At 43.5% G+C, this 17,525-nt stretch carries 15 protein-coding genes, 1 tRNA gene and 1 pseudogene; 6 read left to right on the top strand and 11 right to left on the bottom strand.

What is annotated here, in order from left to right:
• Positions 1 to 89: 89 nt before the first annotated feature.
• Positions 90 to 416, top strand: coding sequence for a GNAT family N-acetyltransferase (locus MN210_RS12630; protein WP_011961514.1), 327 nt, complete (start codon positions 90 to 92; stop codon positions 414 to 416).
• Between the two features lie 415 nt (positions 417 to 831).
• Here MN210_RS12630 and ycaC read toward each other — a convergent pair whose 3' ends face one another.
• The 4 genes from ycaC to MN210_RS12610 form a co-directional block, all read right to left on the bottom strand.
• On the bottom strand, positions 832 to 1,506 hold the full coding sequence (ycaC, locus tag MN210_RS12625; protein WP_110817185.1) for an isochorismate family cysteine hydrolase YcaC: 675 nt from the start codon (positions 1,504 to 1,506) through the stop codon (positions 832 to 834).
• Between the two features lie 397 nt (positions 1,507 to 1,903).
• A complete protein-coding gene (locus MN210_RS12620; protein WP_110817184.1) occupies positions 1,904 to 2,671 on the bottom strand; it encodes a YoaK family protein in 768 nt (255 codons plus the stop codon).
• Between the two features lies 1 nt (position 2,672).
• Positions 2,673 to 3,218: an NADPH-dependent FMN reductase gene (locus MN210_RS12615; protein ID WP_338412299.1), complete on the bottom strand. Its 546-nt coding sequence runs from the start codon at positions 3,216 to 3,218 to the stop codon at positions 2,673 to 2,675.
• A gap of 543 nt (positions 3,219 to 3,761) precedes the next feature.
• Positions 3,762 to 4,169, bottom strand: coding sequence for a DoxX family protein (locus MN210_RS12610; RefSeq protein WP_011961510.1), 408 nt, complete (start codon positions 4,167 to 4,169; stop codon positions 3,762 to 3,764).
• A gap of 165 nt (positions 4,170 to 4,334) precedes the next feature.
• On the opposite strand from MN210_RS12610, the gene MN210_RS12605 reads away from it, so the two are divergent.
• Complete coding sequence (locus MN210_RS12605; RefSeq protein WP_011961509.1) at positions 4,335 to 5,249, top strand: LysR family transcriptional regulator; 915 nt, start codon at positions 4,335 to 4,337, stop codon at positions 5,247 to 5,249.
• Between the two features lie 95 nt (positions 5,250 to 5,344).
• Here the strand turns inward: MN210_RS12605 and MN210_RS12600 are convergent, their stop codons facing one another.
• Together MN210_RS12600 and MN210_RS12595 are read right to left on the bottom strand one after the other, a co-directional pair.
• Positions 5,345 to 6,631, bottom strand: coding sequence for an iron-containing alcohol dehydrogenase (locus MN210_RS12600; protein ID WP_338412298.1), 1,287 nt, complete (start codon positions 6,629 to 6,631; stop codon positions 5,345 to 5,347).
• Between the two features lie 161 nt (positions 6,632 to 6,792).
• Positions 6,793 to 6,883: transfer RNA gene (locus MN210_RS12595), tRNA-Ser, on the bottom strand.
• 459 nt (positions 6,884 to 7,342) lie between these two features.
• On the opposite strand from MN210_RS12595, the gene MN210_RS12590 reads away from it, so the two are divergent.
• The 3 genes from MN210_RS12590 (at position 7,343) to MN210_RS12580 (ending at position 9,272) form a co-directional block, all read left to right on the top strand.
• The gene (locus MN210_RS12590; RefSeq protein ID WP_338412297.1) at positions 7,343 to 8,197 is read left to right on the top strand and encodes a DNA/RNA non-specific endonuclease; all 855 of its coding nucleotides are present in this window, start codon (positions 7,343 to 7,345) and stop codon (positions 8,195 to 8,197) included.
• Between the two features lie 43 nt (positions 8,198 to 8,240).
• Positions 8,241 to 8,615 carry a hypothetical protein gene (locus MN210_RS12585; protein WP_241878737.1) on the top strand — a complete coding sequence of 125 codons (375 nt, stop codon included), beginning with the start codon at positions 8,241 to 8,243 and terminating at the stop codon, positions 8,613 to 8,615.
• A 273-nt stretch (positions 8,616 to 8,888) separates the two neighbouring features.
• Positions 8,889 to 9,272: a DUF2147 domain-containing protein gene (locus tag MN210_RS12580; RefSeq protein WP_011961505.1), complete on the top strand. Its 384-nt coding sequence runs from the start codon at positions 8,889 to 8,891 to the stop codon at positions 9,270 to 9,272.
• 170 nt (positions 9,273 to 9,442) lie between these two features.
• On the opposite strand, the pseudogene MN210_RS12575 reads toward MN210_RS12580, so the two are convergent.
• Positions 9,443 to 11,674 (bottom strand): annotated as a pseudogene (locus MN210_RS12575) (neutral/alkaline non-lysosomal ceramidase N-terminal domain-containing protein).
• Between the two features lie 247 nt (positions 11,675 to 11,921).
• Between MN210_RS12575 and MN210_RS12570 the strand changes: the two are divergent.
• Entirely contained in the window at positions 11,922 to 12,497 is a 576-nt protein-coding gene (locus MN210_RS12570) for a YchJ family protein (protein WP_011961503.1), read from the top strand.
• On the opposite strand, the gene MN210_RS12565 is transcribed toward MN210_RS12570, so the two are convergent.
• From MN210_RS12565 to MN210_RS12550, 4 genes are all read right to left on the bottom strand, one after another.
• Positions 12,492 to 13,406, bottom strand: a complete 915-nt coding sequence (locus MN210_RS12565; RefSeq protein WP_110817177.1) for a class II glutamine amidotransferase — start codon at positions 13,404 to 13,406, stop codon at positions 12,492 to 12,494. The genes MN210_RS12570 and MN210_RS12565 overlap by 6 nt on opposite strands.
• A 63-nt stretch (positions 13,407 to 13,469) precedes the next feature.
• Positions 13,470 to 13,700: a putative signal transducing protein gene (locus MN210_RS12560; protein WP_011961501.1), complete on the bottom strand. Its 231-nt coding sequence runs from the start codon at positions 13,698 to 13,700 to the stop codon at positions 13,470 to 13,472.
• Positions 13,701 to 13,942: 242 nt separating this feature from the next.
• Positions 13,943 to 15,184, bottom strand: coding sequence for a homoserine kinase (locus MN210_RS12555; protein ID WP_155587286.1), 1,242 nt, complete (start codon positions 15,182 to 15,184; stop codon positions 13,943 to 13,945).
• A 145-nt stretch (positions 15,185 to 15,329) separates the two neighbouring features.
• A complete protein-coding gene (locus tag MN210_RS12550) occupies positions 15,330 to 17,192 on the bottom strand; it encodes a Na/Pi cotransporter family protein (protein WP_338412296.1) in 1,863 nt (620 codons plus the stop codon).
• Positions 17,193 to 17,525: the final 333 nt, after the last annotated feature.

Here is a 17,525-nt window from a genome sequence, read left to right as displayed (position 1 = left end):
TGACGGGGCTGTTCATGTTGCTGTTGACATGAATCGGTTTTTGGTCGATTTTTGGCACAAGTTAAATTTAATAAAAAGAGAGAATCGTTATGACGGACAATCAAAAACCAAGTTACGAAGTTATCGATAATAAAGAAGCCAAAAAATTTGAAATCCATGTAGATGGCTATGTGGCATTTGAAGATTATGATTTCTTTACGACAAGTGCTGGTGAGCCTGGTATTGCCTATTTGCATACAGAAGTGCCAAAAGAGCTCGGCGGCCGTGGCATTGCGGGATTTTTGGCCAAATATTTACTAGATTATGCCGCTGAAAATAAGCTGCGTGTAAAGCCTATTTGTCCCTTTATCAAAGCTTACATTGATAAGCACCCTCAATATCAAGACAACTCAGTATTTCATAACGCTACGCCATAGGTTAAGTTATCTGTCAATTGAGCCGATTTAAATGACCTGTAAAGCAAAGTGTGATCAGCAGAGCGAATGATTTAAATACGCCTCATCTCAATGACGTTTTATATAAAGTGAGTGGCACAGCGCCGCTCATTTTTTTACTTTAAATTTTTTACTTTATATGCTGGTGTCTCTTATTCTGGCATTTTTTAACTAACTTACTTTTAACTAACTTACTTGCTGGCTGTCTATAAAAAACATCCCAAATAGCCACAGGCTAAATGGGATGTCGAAAATAAGGCTTACTAATGACATTACTATAAGCTGCCACATAAGCTACCAGCGGTTTAGCAGATAAATGATAACCTAGTTAGCATAAACAAATATAACAAAGCCGACCTTATCTTAGAAAACTGCTGCGATCTTAGGTGATCAATTATTACAGTAGATCTTTTGGATTGGCATTTTTAACCGCATTGTAGCTATCTACCAAGGGGGCATACTCTGTACTGATCTCATAGAACAGATTTAGATAGCCTTCCATATCTTCACGCCAGTCACGACGTAATTCGTTCGACATAGCAAACCAAGTCAATAACTGAGCGCCTTCTTGCTGCATACGTAACCAAGCGGCGTTACGGCTCATATCATTAAAGGTGCCTGAAGCATCTGTAACTACGAACACCTCATAGCCTTCAGCCAGAGCAGATAATACTGGGAATGCCACACAAACTTCCGTTACGATACCGGCAATAATGATTTGTTTACGGCCAGTTTTCTTAACTGCTTTAACAAAGTCTGCATTATCCCAAGCGTTAATTTCACCAGGACGAGCAATGTAAGCTGCATCTTTAAACATCTCTTTTAACTCTGGCATCATTGGACCATTAGGACCTTGCTCAAAGCTGGTAGTCATTACCACTGGTAAATCAAAGTATTTAGCAATTTTGCCCATAGCCAACACGTTTTTTTTGAATTCATCAGCTGGCATGTCTCGGCATAGGGTCTGAAGGCCAGTTTGATGGTCTACAAATAAGACCACAGCGTCATCTACAGAAAGACGTTTATAAAGATTGTCATCAGTTTTAAGTTTTGTTTTTTTTGGCTTAAACATACTTTGATCCTTTTTTTTAGTCGGTTTATAGTCGTAAAAGTGAGTCTAGATTAAGTTGTATTATCAATGCCTTGTTCTTATCCCTCAGCACATTAATAATGTTGTCTTCATTAAGTTAATCGTAATGTTATTAGAACTAAGTAGTATCGATACAATTAAAGAATACCATTACCTTATAAAATCACTTTATTGACTTAGTATTGTTTGGTACTTGCTTTGTAAGTATTGTATTTAACTTGAATTTGGAGTAACACAATCAAAAAGGATAACAATGAAAAATGAACTGAGTGCCAGATATCAGATAGATTGCATGGAAGATGATTATGATTATGATATAAATAAAAAGAACACCCGAAGGTGTTCTATGTGTTTGTTATTCGGGTATAGCATGCTGCAATCAAGACTTAGCTGACATGTTTTGTTGTACCAGATATTGCTCGTCACGAGATTTAAAGGCCAAATAAAACACAGGCAGGATAAATGGCGCAATCGACCAAAAACCAATCTTCATATAGAGCAAAGTACCAATTAATGCACCAAAGGCAAAGAAGAAAACAATAGCCGCACTGTGCTTTAAGCTTTCCATGTTGCAGCGATTACGGTCAAAGAAATAATCTGATAAATCGATACCCAACTGTGTGGTATTACCCGTCATCAGTAGTGTCGGACGTACTTTACCCATGACCGTCTTACCCGCTGTGTTACGAATAGCGAAGGCCATCAGACCTAAGAAACCAGTAATGGCTAAGTCAATAGCACCTGGGTCTTCGAAAGGACCGAACATCAGTGCTGAAACCATAAAGGCCGTTAAAAACAACACTTCTGCAAATAAAAGTTCGCTTAAAATAGGCTTATCAGCCGATCTTCTGGTGATATAACGCTGAGTGAACATGACGGTAATAATAAATACCGGTAAGGCCCCAAGTTTAATCCAAAGATCATCGCCACCTTTGACCAGTCCACCACCAGCCATCACTAAGTTTCCTGTGACGTGGTTGGTAAAGAAGCCAAGTAAGGCGATAAAACCAATGGTATCAATTGCGCCGCCCACTAAGGTTAATAAGATTGCCGCCTCAAAGCGCTTCCAAAAACCACCGCCTGTTGACTTGGGTTTTTCAATCTTATTGCTTTCGTCTTTTCTATCGTCAATATTTTGATTACTCATATTATTCTTCTATAAATTGGACTAGTGCATCGGCGAATTTAGTTAAATACTGTTGAGTTTTTTCGTTACTAACTTTGCCATCTTCAATACTGTCAGAGGCATGACTCAAATAGACCTCAGGGGCAATCATCACTTTGGCTGACAAAGCTTGCATCGATTTGCGCACATCAAGCCCACATTCTCTTCCACCATAAGTGCCTGGTGACGCGGTAACCACAGCTACTTTTTTACCACTCCAAGCGCTGTCGCCATGAGGACGTGAGGCAATATCTATCACGTTTTTTAGGGCAGCAGGTAAGGTGCGATTGTGCTCTGGCGTCACGATTAACACCGTATCCACTTCTTTGATTTTTTGACGGACCTGATCGTAGCTTTCGATGGTTTGTTTGTCATAATCTTGATTGTATAAAGGCAGTTGTGCAATCTCGATCTCTTCGACCTCTATATTTTCAGGAAGCTGAGATACGATATATTCAGCTACCATACGGTTGATAGAGTCTTTGCGCAAACTGCCAATGATTAGGCCAAGTTTTTTTGTGTTATCCATGATGAAATTCTCCCAATGTAACTCATCCACAATATAATCATTATTATTTTATAATCAATCAGATAGCCTATTGTCTGGCTGCCCATTTATAGCCATCTTTATAAAAATTAATTAAACAATGGGATGATAAATATACTTTTAGATAAAAAAATAAACCTGTTACTGGCTCAACTCAGTGAAGTATAAAAACTATACAAAATTCACGAATTTGGTCTGTATCAAGCTTATTACCGTGATTTAATTATGCTATATGACTATGAGCTTTTGGGTTGTGTTTCAGTTAAAAGCTTAAACGTTTTGCATCCACTGCTAATAAATGATAATCCCTACTTTTATTATGGTTTTTTATATTTGAGCAGGGGTTAAGTCATAAGCACTCTTGTGTGCTGCTTGATAGAGTAGGCATCAACTTAAGCTATGGCTTAGGTTTTTTAACAGGTTAATTACTCTAATAGTAAAGGGTGTATTGAACATCTATTCAATACACCCTCGATTAAAAACTTGGTTCAAAATAAGGATATTTTACGCTAAATAAAGCTGGCCTTATCGTACACTTTTTTGAGTGCGAGTACCGTCAATACCTTCGTCAAAAGAGAATGCACCTGGACCGTGTGAGAAGATCATTAAGAAACCACCAGCCATTGCAAAGTTTTTCAAGAAGTTGTTTTGTTGCTCAGGATCACTAAATGGGTGGAAGATTAACGCAGATAGAATGCTAAAGCCTGCCATTAATAGAGCAATCCAACGCGCCTTGAATCCAAATAAAATAGCAATACCGCCCAATACTTCTAAGATAATCACTAAAGGTAGCATAAAACCTGGAACGCCCATGGCTTCCATGTAGCCTTGTGTGGCTGCATAACCGGTGATTTTACCGATACCTGAGTAGATGAAGATCGCAACTAATAAGAAGCGGCCAACTGGAGCACTGATGTTTTGTAGCTGGTTCATAAGTAATTCCTTAAAAAGAGAGAGTTTTGTGTAATGTTATTAAGTAATGGCAATATTTTAATTGTTGACTAAACTTATGTAAACCCTAATAATTGCAAATTATAGTTCTTTTATAAAGAACAATACAATTGAGCAGATTTTTTTGATACTGACTTTGGAGTAAAGATGGGTCAATTAGAAGATATGGCATTATTCGTACGTATCGTGGAATCTGGCAGCATTACTAAAGCATCGGAGCAACTAGACATTGCTAAGTCTGCCGTAAGTCGCCGCTTAAAGGAGCTTGAGACCAGCTTAAATACACAGCTGATTAGCCGCACCACCCGTCGCTCTACGGTGACTGAGGCAGGGCAGAAATACTACCAACAGGCATGTAGCATTCTTAGTGAAATTGAGGTGCTTAATGAACAAATCAGTGGTGTGGCTTCGCAGATAGAAGGCACCATGCGAATGACCGCTCCGTTGTCTTTTGGGCTGATGCATCTAAATGACATTATCCACAATTATGCACAGCAGCATCCGCAGCTAAACTTTGAGCTTGATTTCTCTGACCGGCATATTGATTTGGTAGAAGAGGGGTATGAAATGGCCATTCGTATCGGTGAGCTTAAAGACTCTTCTTATCAAGCCAAGCGGCTAACTGTGATTCGGCGTGTGCTGTGTGCCAGTCCTGATTATATAGCGCGAGCGGGCATGCCACAGACTATTGCAGATTTAAAGCAGCACGCATTTTTGCAATATGGGCTACAAAGTAAGCAAGGAGAAATAGATCTCATTGATGCTTCAGGACAGCATCATAAGATTGAGACTCAGTCTAGAATTAAGGCAAATAACGGTAATTTCTTACTAGACATGGCAATTAAAGGCTATGGTATTGCTTATATGCCCACCTTTATTGCCTATCAAAGCTTGGCAGAGGGTAAACTTATCCCCGTTATGGCAGACTTTGAGCTACCTACTTTAAATGCTTATGCGGTTTATCCTGAGAATAGATTTTTATCCAAGCGCTGCCGATTGCTTATTGACTATATTATTGAAACAATTGGCGATGACCCTTATTGGGATAAATATATAACCTAAAAGCGTTAGCCAAACAAAAAGCCCCTCACAAAAGTGAAGGGCTTTGTATGTCATTATATACCAGCATATCAGTAGCAGATAAGCGCAGTTAAGGCTTATTTGGCAAGCGCGTCGCTTTCGGCCTTGATGTCATTTAAAATATCAATAATCTGTGCTGAGGTCAGATATCTTGGCACCGCATAAGTATCACTGACTTCTTTGGCAGCGGCTTTGGCCATCTTTTTAAAGTCAGCCGGATTAATACCTTTAACCGTGACATCGATGTTTAGAGAAGCAATTAAGGCTTTCACTTTAGCAATCAAATGGTCAGTCAGCTCGCTGTCTTCAGCATGGGTATCAGCTGCCCCTAAAATCCCTACTTTTTTGGCCAAGGCCGCCAATCTGTGCTGTGATACCTTTCGGTTAACTTCTAAGATATGCGGTAATACGATGGCGTTAGCACGGCCATGAGGAATACCATAGAACGCCCCTAACTGGTGAGCGATGGCGTGAACATATCCCAAGCCGGCCTTATTAAAAGCAATACCGCCGTAGTGCGCAGCCACACCCATCTCTTCTCGAGCCTTTAGATCCGAGCCATCTTTATAAGCTTGCGGCAGATACTGCATCACCGTTCTAGTGGCAGAGGCGGCATAGTAGTCAGTCTCACTGCTGGCATTGGCACTCATCCACGCCTCTAAAGCATGGGTTAGCACATCAATACCGGTATCGGCAGTAATGTGGGGCGGCATGCCTTTCATAATCACAGGGTCTACCGCTGAGGCTAGAGGTACCATGCGTGGATCAATGGATAAAGACTTTTGGTGAGTCTTGTCATCTGAAATTACCGCGCCTAATGTTGCCTCAGAACCGGTACCTGCTGTGGTGGGGATACAATATAAAGGCATGCATTTAGAGGCTTTTAATAACCCCATTAATTGTTGAGGTTTGCGCTTGGTGGCCTGACTCATCGCAATAATTTTTGAGGCATCGATAACCGAGCCACCGCCGATGGCTAAAATGGCGTCACAGTGATTGTCCACAGAGTGGCGCAACCCTTCTTCTACCACGCTAAAGGTAGGGTCTGGCGTAATACCATCAAACAAATGATAGCTGACGCGTTTATCTTCTAAATAAGTAGTGACTTTTTCGGGAACACCCAACTGGTTTAATACCGCATCAGTGACGATTAGTACATTGGTAGCGCCTTCATTAATCATCAAGTCGCACAGCTCATAACAGGACTGTTCGCCGATAAATAATTGAGGTCTTGGAATGGGAGCGACCACTGCAAAGGCATGTAAAGCTTTGGCACGGGTCTTGGCAACAGCTAGGTAGCCGGCATGTTGTATGCTATTAGGAGAAAAAAGCTTTAAGGCATTAAGCGCTTTGGTTGCGTGCATAGAAAAATCCTTTTCAGTGGTTCGTTCTGATTTAAATAGGTTAAAGAACATAAGTTGATTGCTTGTGATCACATTGTGCCACTATAAAAAAAAGATAGAAAGAGCAAACACTGATAAGGAGAGTAAAAACAGACGACTGATGAGGACATAAATAACAAGAATGGCGGTGAAGGAGGGATTCGAACCCTCGATACGCTATTAACGTATACACACTTTCCAGGCGTGCGCTTTCGACCACTCAGCCACTTCACCGTTTTGCAGCCCCATAGTATACCTAAAGGCAGGGCAGTTGTCATCCTAAGTCACAGGTTTTGATAATAATTCAAGCAATTAATGTAGCTTTAGGCGCAGTTTGGGCGCAAAAAAAAGAGGCTAAGTGTCACTCAGTGACGTTTATGCTGCTTGAACTCTTTACAGTTGGGATGGGCATTGCTAGCATGTCACTGCTTGAAAAGACAGTGGGTTTTTTTGGCTTATTGCTTTAAATACAGCGGCGTAATTTAGTTAGGGTAGAGATTAACAGTGGTAAATCATCATAAGCGGCCTCTACAGTGGCACAATCATATCAGTCACATAAGCCATATAAGATTAATAGCAGGTGCTAGCAAAGAGCTAACTGGCAGCCTAGAGATAACTTATAAGCACGACAAGCCAGCGTTGTCAGTAGCCACGCTGTTCGTTAAGCTTGGGCTAATACTTCTTAGTGTCTTGTTGTCATCCGGGGCTTGGGCGGGGAGCTTTGATAACTGCAAACAAAACTTCTATGCCGTCACCGCCCCTGATTATCTTAATCAAAAGCTACTTAATAAAAGCATGGAGCTTTGCTTCGATGGGTTTGCAACCTTGTATTCTGGTGCTTCTCGAACCCCTTTATGGTCAGCGGAGCATTTAACCCGTGAGCGCTTATATCAAGCTGAGCAAATCCCTCGAGAAGACAGTTTTCATAGTGAAAGCCGCCTGCCAAATAGCATGCAAGCACAATTGGCCGATTACAAAAATTCAGGCTATGACCGTGGGCATTTAGCCCCGAATGCTGATATGGCCAATACCAGTCAGCAATATGACAGCTTTAGTCTGGCTAATATTGTGCCGCAGGACCCCAGAAATAACCGTTATTCTTGGAAAAATATTGAATCGGTTACCCGCTATTTAACCAAAAAGCATGGTGAGGTGTATGTGGTGACCGGTGTGGTATTTGCCGGTAAAAAGGTCACTCAGATTAATAATCGGATATTGGTACCAAGTCATATGTTCAAGGCGGTATATGTGCCGCAGACTGAGCAAGCGGGAGTATACTACTCACCCAATGATGACAGTGACATTGTAGAGATTATCAGCGTCGATGAGTTGGCGCTGCGCTCTGGGATTGATGTCTTTCCTGCCATTAGTTCACAGGCCAAGGCCGCCGCTATGCCGTTAGAGATTAGCCTCGGTGATGTCAGTGATAGGGGCGATTATGACAACAAAAAAAAAGCCGACCCGAAAGCCGATCAAGAACAGCCGCTGTGGTATCTTATTTTGATTGAGATTTTACACTGGGTAGTGGATAATTTTTTTAAGAAGTAAGTCGCTATAGTAGCCATCTCTCTTTTACATAGGATGCCTTATCATGACGCAGCCAGACAGTGCCATAAATACCGAACAAAATATTGAGCAAACACAGACCAAAGACCCAATGAGTCAAGCTGATCAACGTATAAAGCCAGCCTTTGCTCCTTATCAAAATGACCATCAAAGCTTGCAAATTGGCTCATTAATATTTGAAAACCAGACCGATAAAATCATCGTCTATGGTGATATAGATATTCAAAAGACGCCAGAGGGTTTAAGCCAAGCCATGCGATTACAAACCCTGTTTTCTGATATCGTCAGTGAGCTACAAGCGGCTCAGTCAACAGGCGAGCTTGAGCCAATTTCAAAATCCCAAAGTTTTGTAAGTGAGCAGACGCAAAATAGCAAGGAAGTAGACAATCCTTTTTCATAACTCTTACGTTTTAAAAATAGTGTAGTAATAATTTATTGATTTAACACTTTTTTTTTATTTATTAGACGTTATAATTAATCATACCTTTTATGGTAGTTAAATAAAAAAATATCTTGACCGTGTTCAATTGAGTGTCTAAGATATCTTAAACCATGATTTAAGCATGGCAGATTGAGTGGTGATTGTGTTTAGCTTTACTAAGCGTATGCATTAACTCTTTAAGTTTTTTATCTCAATCAACCCATGTCTCCACTTTTCGAAAGGAATCGTACTATGAAACTATTCAACCAGTCTGTTCTCGCTTTATCAGCTTTAGGCATCGCTACCGTAGCGATGGCAGCAGATCCATTAGCCAATACTACTTGGCAAACTTATGACGATGGTCAACCAAAAGCTGTGGTTCAAATCACTGAATCTGGCGGCGTATTAACTGGCAAAATCATCTCTACTACACGCGCTGAAGGTAAGAAGTTTGTGGGCCGTACTGTAATGTCTGGTCTAAAAGCAACGGGTGGCGGTAAGTACAGCGGTGGTCAGATTACTGATCCAGAAAATGGCAAAACGTATCGTCTAACTGCTGAGTTAAAAGGAAATGACCTAAAGCTTAAAGGTCACTTAGGTCCATTCTCACGCAGCCAAGTGTGGAAGAAAAAGTAACTTTTTTGTTTAACGCTTTTTGTTAACCCGTTGATACTGAGTTTAAATTATACTGAGTTTAAATTAAGCACTGCGGTTAAATTAAACGTTGCAATCAACACACTTGTTTCATACTTTTCTCCCCATTAAAGAAGCCAGATACCCCGTGTATCTGGCTTTTTTTATGCAGGTTATTCCACTTCAAAAGCATAAGACGCACCCGCATACGCGGTGATTTTACCGTCCCATCCGTTTTTCCAATCTCCTTGATGCAGTATACGGTAAGTACCAGAAGGCGTGTCTTTATCAATGCGTCAATCAATGGTAACTTTGCTATACGTGATGCCCTCGCGCGCCCAACTGTACCGAGTATCAAAGCTTGCATCCGTCAGGTAGTCTACCCATTTACCTTGCACTAGGCGCTGCACTTTTAAAAAGGTGTCCTCGGTGCGTAAGTTATTTTTTGGATGGGCACCGCGGAAGCTCACACTAACCACCTCGGCCTTCTGATAATGCTGCTTGGGCTGCACAAGTACCTGTCCCCAAGCTTGGTTAGAGGGCTTGTCATCAAATACGACGCCGGGTCGCTCAGCGAATTTGCCAGCTGCTATAGAAGGTGGCGCGGTATGGTTCTTTAGCGGCTGATTGTGTTTGAGTGCCCGAGCCAGTTGTACATACTCTTGCACATAGGCATTACTTTGATATGGGCCATATTCGGTAGAGGCGCCCTCATAATGTTGCAGTGCATATTCCTCACGGGTCGCAACATAGCCGCTATAGTTATTGGCCAGTCCATTGACGATGACAGTATTGACGCCGCTGTCTTTTAATTCATCCAGCACCGCAGATTGCAAACGCCGCCCCACCATGGTAGTTGGCTCTCCGGGTATGGCAACTAAGGCTAGGTTGGCAATGCGCATTAATTGTACCGGCTGTTTGCTATTGACCCAGCCCAATTTACCGGTAGGTAGGAGCACCGGCTTTTCGGCCTGACACGGATCTTGACTGACAGCGCCCACCACACCAAAAGCGGCTCGAGTAGCGCTGCCCAATATCGAAGTATCGGTTTTGTTAATTTTGTCAGTGATACTCAAAGAGTCTTTGGTCATACCTTCATAGATACCGGGTATGTCGGAGGGGCCATTTTCTGCACCGGCGGCAAACGCATAGCCGCGAGCTGGCACACATAATCTTTGCTCGCCAGCACCGTGGGTGTATTGAGCATCCACCACATAGCCATTTAAATCAATCCAGCGGGCGCGTGTGTCAATGGGTCCGACTATTGGCTCGGCTTTGTCCCATAGCTCAAGTGCTTTATTAAGCTGCAAGGAGCCATCACGAACCACGTTATGCCATTCCTCATCTTCTCCCTCGAAGCCTGCCGAGGAGTGGGCATTACCTCCTGCGGCCACCACATCTCCCTCATCAGCGTTGGCAAAGGCGGCCACAAAGGGCTGGCCTGTTTTTTTGGTAATGGCCGCTTGCATGCCTTGCTGAGCATAGCCTTTGTTATCGGCACTTAGGTACATAAACTGATTGCTAAAGCTGGTTGGGTGAATGGCAAACCAGTTAATGGCGCCCAAAGGCTTGCCATTTTGATCATCAAGGCGCAGCTGAGTCATGGTGTCATTGACATTACTGTCATAGGCTTTGGCATCGGGATTATTGTTATAAGCGGCGGCTGAGCGGTTGCGTGTCGCGCCTGTGAGCTTGCCTTGCGCTAGTGATAAGGTGCCGGGTGTTAAGTTTTGATGCGCCTTACTAATAGCGCGTACGATGCCATCCACTATGGCAGTGAAGTTCTGTTCGCTATAGCCGGCAGTGGTGTCATCTTTACTGGCAATTTGATACAGTCTTTGATGGGAGTAGCCGGCATTGCCCACATGGGTATGGGTAGCCGTGAGCATAACGTTGGCATCTGTGTATAGTGGGCCATACAAGGCGTGCAAGCGTTTTAACACTTCGAGTCTGACCGCATTAAACATAGCACCCATATCGGCCGATACATAGACAATACGGGCGCTGTTTTGAGCAGTTTGTGCGCTGTCTGCCTGATTGTCTACAATAATAAAGGCATGAGCGTACAATCTATCATTGATACCTTGAGCCACTTGCTGCGCGGCATAACCGAACATACCTGTCTCTGCCGCAGCGCCTGTGATATCAGCTTGAGCTGCACCGAGTAAATATGGCGCTTTATTGGGTTTAAGCTGAGGATGACTAGCGCCAGTGTGAGTACTTGCCGCAATAGGTACTACTCGGTCACTAGTGCTTAGTTGAGAGTTCTCTAATGAGCCATTATCTTTAACATAGAAGGCCGATGCAGAGCTCGCTAAAGAGATGGGGTTAGAGTCGTTACGGCAGTTGATTGTCTGTAAAGATAAAGACAAAGCGGAGGTGGCGCATAAAGAGGTTAATAGCATAAAGCCTCGCCAATTGAACAGTGAATAAAAGACAACCACATAGCGGCCGCTAAGTTAGCGCTTGCGTGCAGTGGCTGCAAATACTATGCTAAGCTCAGTACTAGGTTATCTTATTAGTATCAGCTCATTAATAACAGCTTATTAATAGTAGCGTGAGGGTCAGACCTGCTTTGATTTTGATACCAATCATCACCGTGATCCTGATATTAAAATGGATTGAATAATTGTGCTCTAAGGTTGAATACTTATGCCAAAAGAACTTTGCCCCTGCCGTACTGTACCGGCCACTGTCGCCTTGGGTACCCACACAGATAGCGATGCTGTGCAGGCACAAATGAGCTATAGTGAGTGTTGTCAGCCCCTGCACCAAGGCCAAGCGATAGCCGCGACCAGTGAGGCCTTAATGCGCTCTCGCTACAGTGCATTTGTGTTGCAGTTGATCGATTATATTATCGACACCACTGTTCCTGCTCAGCAAAGCCTACTCAGCCGTCAAGACATTAGCGACTGGGCGCAGCAGACCCAGTGGGCCGGACTACAAATTGTGCAGCACATTGCTAAGCTGGGCAAACGCCACTCACAAGTTGAATTTAAAGCTTACTATCACAGTCTAGAAGCTGGTAATTTAGCGCTACATGCCCATCATGAGCTGTCTACTTTTGTTAAAGTAACAAGCGGCAACAAGCCAGCTGGTGACGCGGCCACCGAGCAAAGCGTCTGGTATTTTTTAGACCCCACAGTGGTGATGGGACTTAGCCAAAAGCAGCCTTGTCTCTGCGGCTCCGGTGAGAAGTTCAAACGTTGCTGCGGGGCGTATTTATAAACTGGCGCCCACTTGACGGGCAATGGCAATACCCTCTTCAATGGTTAAGTATTTGCGCAGGCTTGGGGTATCACGAAATATAATATCGCCCTCTTGAAAGACCAAACATTCATTGACCGCCAGTTGCTGCCACTCTTCATTTTCGGTCAACGGCACAGTGACCAAAATGCTCACCTTATCTTTATCGGTTGTGACATCCCCAAAGTTAATAGATAACTCATCATCAGCCAGCTTGGCTTCACCAAAGGGCGCCTTACGGGTCAGATAAAACAGTAAGGAGTTGGCATACGCCAATTGCCAATCTCCATTAGACAGCAGACAGTTAAACAATCCATTGGCTGCTAAATAACGGCACTGGGCGGTCAAAAATCGAAACAGCTCCTCATCAGAGGGGCGTTTTTTATAGGTGGATTTTAGACGATTAATTAAATAACAAAACGCCACTTCAGAATCGGTTGTGCCAACTGGCCGGCAGTACTCGCTATTGCCATTGTCTTGTAGACGTTGGCAGCGCTTAATAAAGCCTTCACTCATTTGACCATTATGAGCGAATACCCATTGCTCGCCCCACACTTCACGCACGAAAGGGTGGGTGTTGGCCAAGCAGTTGCTACCTTGGGTGGCTTTACGGATGTGAGCCACTACGTTAAGTGCTTTGATGGGATAGTTTTTTACTAAGTCGGCCACTGGGGATTCATAGCTTGGCTTATCATCATGAAACAGGCGCAGTCCGCGGCCACGACCTTGTGCCTCAGACTGGTTGGGTGCATCACATTTGCTCGGTTCAAAAAAAGCGATACCAAAACCATCGCTATGGTGGTCGGTGTTTCCGCCTCGGTTGTGAAATCCTGTGAAGCTAAACCCGATGTCCGTTGGGGTATTGGCGTTCATACCTAATAATTGACACATTTATAACTTACCACCTTGTTGATTGTCTATTTATCTATCTATCTATTAACAGTTGCAACTATCTTAGTCATCAGCTGCCGGCGTGACATCGATATTTTGTAAAATTTCATTGGCTCGAGCCAAGTCGGCTTGTTGTACCCATATAACCAAGCCAGAATTAAGGCCAGGAATTGCGCTCAGAGCTTGTAGCGACACAGCAATGCCATTATTCTTTAGCAAGTTGGCATGCAGCTCGCCTTGAATATTGGTGTCATAACTTGCCAGCTTGTGCCATTCATCAACCGGGTTACTCATCGTATTTCCTTATCAGAGTTAATTAAGTTGACTGAGTTCAACTCAACTTAACTCAAAGCGTGGGTGGGGTAAATATAACGTTTTAGTCAGTGTTTCACGTGAAACATAACTATATGTCCCTAAAACTCAGCACGGTTAACTTAAATAGCCAGTCACTGACGATACATTTATATTTTTATGGTTTGTATTTATGGTTTGTATTTATGGTCTGTATTAGTCGCTACAAGCTTATGGGTAGTAAGTTATGGCTTATCGAATCCTGAGGTGAAATTGATCTGACCTAAAGGATAGGCGTCTATAAAAAAGCCATTGGGATAATCTTTAAAGCCAGGCTGGTCTTTGAGCTGTTCAATAGCCGCCTCGGCTTGCTGCTGAGCTGCAAAAACACCAATAAGTTTAAAGCCAGTAGCATCCTTGTCACGGTTATCTGCCTCAAAACAAGCATGTTGTAATACATAAACTGTTTGCTGCTGGGCTCGTAATTTCTCAACTTGATTCCAGTGATAAGCGGCCAAGCGTTTCATCAGGTCTGGGTTTTTGACCATGATATTATCGCCGGTTCGACCTTGTTCACGGTTGTAATATATGACATTCAAGCGCAGTAGCCAGAAGGTAACGGCTGCCATGGCCAACATGATGGGCAGCGCTTGCTGCTCAGCGGTGCTCAGAGGACGAGCACTTTGATAGCCTTCAATAAAAGCCTGCATTTTTTGAGTGTCAAAATTCACCGATTCGCCATCACCGGCCACGCCCCAAGTCGTACAGAAGTCGTTGATCGTAATGGCAATATCCATCACATAATGCTCAACACTCACTTCAGTAAAGTCAAGTAATCCGGTCAGCTCTTCTTTGCCAGAGGTTAGGTTCCACAAGGTGTTATCAGCGAACATATCTAAGTGGCACAAACCTTTGGGCAAAGACTCTAAAGGCAGCGATTCATAGCTTTGCCAGATGTCTTGCATAAGCCGTGCTTCATCAGCGGGCATAAATTTGATTTCACGATCACGCACCTGATGCCAAGGGTATAACGGTACCCCGTAATCTTCGGCTGGCGTGAGACTTTGTAGCGTGTTGTGTAAGGTCGCTAGTGCTTGTCCCATGCTGTAACACATGCTGGGTGTGGTCTTGTCCGGATGACCACCTGATAGGCAAGGCACTAAGGTAATGGCTTTATTTTCGTATTGAATCAGATAGTCGGCTGAGCCATCAGCTTTTCGGGCTTTTTTGGCCAAAGGTGCTGCGACAGGCAAAGTGCCTTTTAAGCGGTTTAAAATGGTGGCCATTTTGGTGATATCAGCTGGTGGACGCTCCTCAAATAAGGTAAAGACATAAGAGTATTCACCGTCTGCATCCTCTGTGGTCTGAATGAACCAGTTTGAGTTTTTAATGCCTTGGGTAATGGGAATGGCTTTAGCAAAAGATACGCCGAAAGCTTGGCAAAAAGCAGCAAATTGGTCTTCTGAAAGATGAGTATAAACAGACATGAGGCTCTCTTAATCGATGAGGGGTTAATGGGTAAAAGCCAGTTAAAAGATACAGCACAAAGGCTCAAAGATAATCGCTAATTTATAGCCTATACTCTCATTATACGCAAAAGCAGGCAAGAGGCATCTGTCTGCACCGCTATAACTAAGCGTTATCTGACTTGTCTACACCAATGGGGGTGTCTATCACTTTAGTGGCAGACCCAGTTGTACTCACGCTGTTAAGGCTTAAATCTTGGCTATTGATTAAAATCTCAGACAATCCACTATTAATACGGCGCACATAGTTCATGTCGTTAATGAGCGAGGAGGCTTGCAGTTTATCAATCTTATGCTCTCTAAGCTTGTCGAGCACATGGTGGTGTGGTGACATGGATGCGTCTGTGTGCTGCACAAAAATCTCGGTGGCCTGCTGCCTATCAAGGCTTTGTTTTTGTAGGCTGCGTACCCGATTAAAGCTTATGAGCATATCAAAAAGATGCTGACGCAGCGCCATGTAATCTTGATAAATAGAGGTGCCAGGAGTATTTAAAAATTGCTGCATATTTTTTTGTAAGTGCTTGCTTTGCTTAACCATTTCTACCACGTGGAAGGCATTGATATGAGCATCGGTAAGCTTCTTTTGTACCTTATTAGCATGGATATCTATTTTACTGGTGAAATTCAATATTTCACTATACAGTGGCTTAATCTGCCACTCGTATAAGCTTTGCACATCAAGCTGCAGCGGCCGAGCAGGGTTAGGCAGCTCAGAAGAAGGCGTATATAGCTGCGCGTTGGGCACATAAATGGCATGACAAACCACCTCAAGCCCTAAGGTGGTTAAGTGCTCAATCTCTTTATGGACGGCATGAATGGCAGTGTCTGTGGACTTGAGCATATTGCGGTGCAAATGTAGGGGGTGTACAGCTTCTGCCCCATCGGGCAGTTGTTTTTTTGGTGATTTATCTGGCAAAAATAGGTGCAGCTTTTCGATAAACGGCTGCTGAATACCCCAAAATACTGAAACGCCCAATACGTTAAATAAGGTGTGGAACAAGGCCAGTTGCAACAACGGTGAGTGCATCCCAATGACAGTGGCAATCGCCCCCACAGCAAAGGTAAGAGGCAGCCATAGTATCAGGGCTAATAATGCGGTCACCCAGTTATATATCAGGTGCGCCAGTGCCAAGCGCTGACCATTTCTATCGCTGCTGAGCATGCCCACCAAGGCGGTGGTAAAGCTACTGCCTAAATTAGACCCTAGCGCAATGGCAAAGCTTTGGGTGAGGGTTAATTGGCCAGCAGCCAAAGCGGCCAATACCAAGATTAAAGTGGCGTGAGAGGACTGCAGTACACAAGTGAGCAAAAACCCCAGCAGGGTGAATAGCAGCACTTGAGAGATACCACTGGCCTTAATATCAGACAACTCAATTTGACCAAAGGCGCCAAAGCCGTCTTTAATGGAATCGATCCCTAAAAAAATTAACGCAATACCAATCAATGCCTGACCGAACACCTTGAGCCGCTTATCTATAAAGCCGAGCAAAACACCCACTACCAGCATGGGCAGTGCAGCCGGACTTAAGCTTAAGCTTTGTCCCGCCCAAGCCAAAAGCCATATACCACTGGTTGCCCCAAAATTGGTGCCCAATATCACCGCCAGTCCGCCGGCAAGACTAATCATGCCTGTGCTCAAAAAAGCGATGGTTAATAAAGAGACTAAGGTGGTGGACTGCAATAAAAAAGTGGCCCCAATGCCGAACAAAAAAGACTTAATCGGAGTCTCAGTGCTTTTGGCCATAATCTGCTCAAGCCTACCGCCAGCCGCGCTTTGCAATGCGCTCTCTATACACTGCATACCAAACAAAAATAGCGCCAGACCATAGCACAATACCAGCCAAGCTGAGCTCATGACAAAAGAGTACACCAAGGCGATAAGCAGCAGCCCCAATCCCAAGAACTTTGCTTTTTTAAGGTGCCTTAATATCACAGGGGGCACCATACTGTTGAGATAGCGATTTTTCATAAGACAGCCAATAAGTCACGGCAAGACAGGGCGATAGATCCGGCTATAATAAGCACAATTGATACTATCATAAGCTGAGCTGAAGATTATAGCCAACCCAGCGTGACAATAAGAGCGCTGTGGGTCATTGAATCAATGCGTATGGGCAGTTATCAGTCAAATGTTTGTTAAATTGTGGGCGTGACCAATAATAGAATAATAGCGCAAATATTACGGTCAATTTTTGCTAAAATGCTAAGCGAAGGCGCAGTTTAAGCGGCTTATTAAGCCAGCTTTATGCTTTATGCTTAAAGCTTAGCCCAGCCGCCACCCCAACCAACCCATTAACGATAG

This window comes from Psychrobacter raelei (assembly GCF_022631235.3).
Lineage (GTDB): Bacteria > Pseudomonadota > Gammaproteobacteria > Pseudomonadales > Moraxellaceae > Psychrobacter > Psychrobacter raelei.
This window is presented reverse-complemented; position numbering and strand designations above follow the sequence as displayed.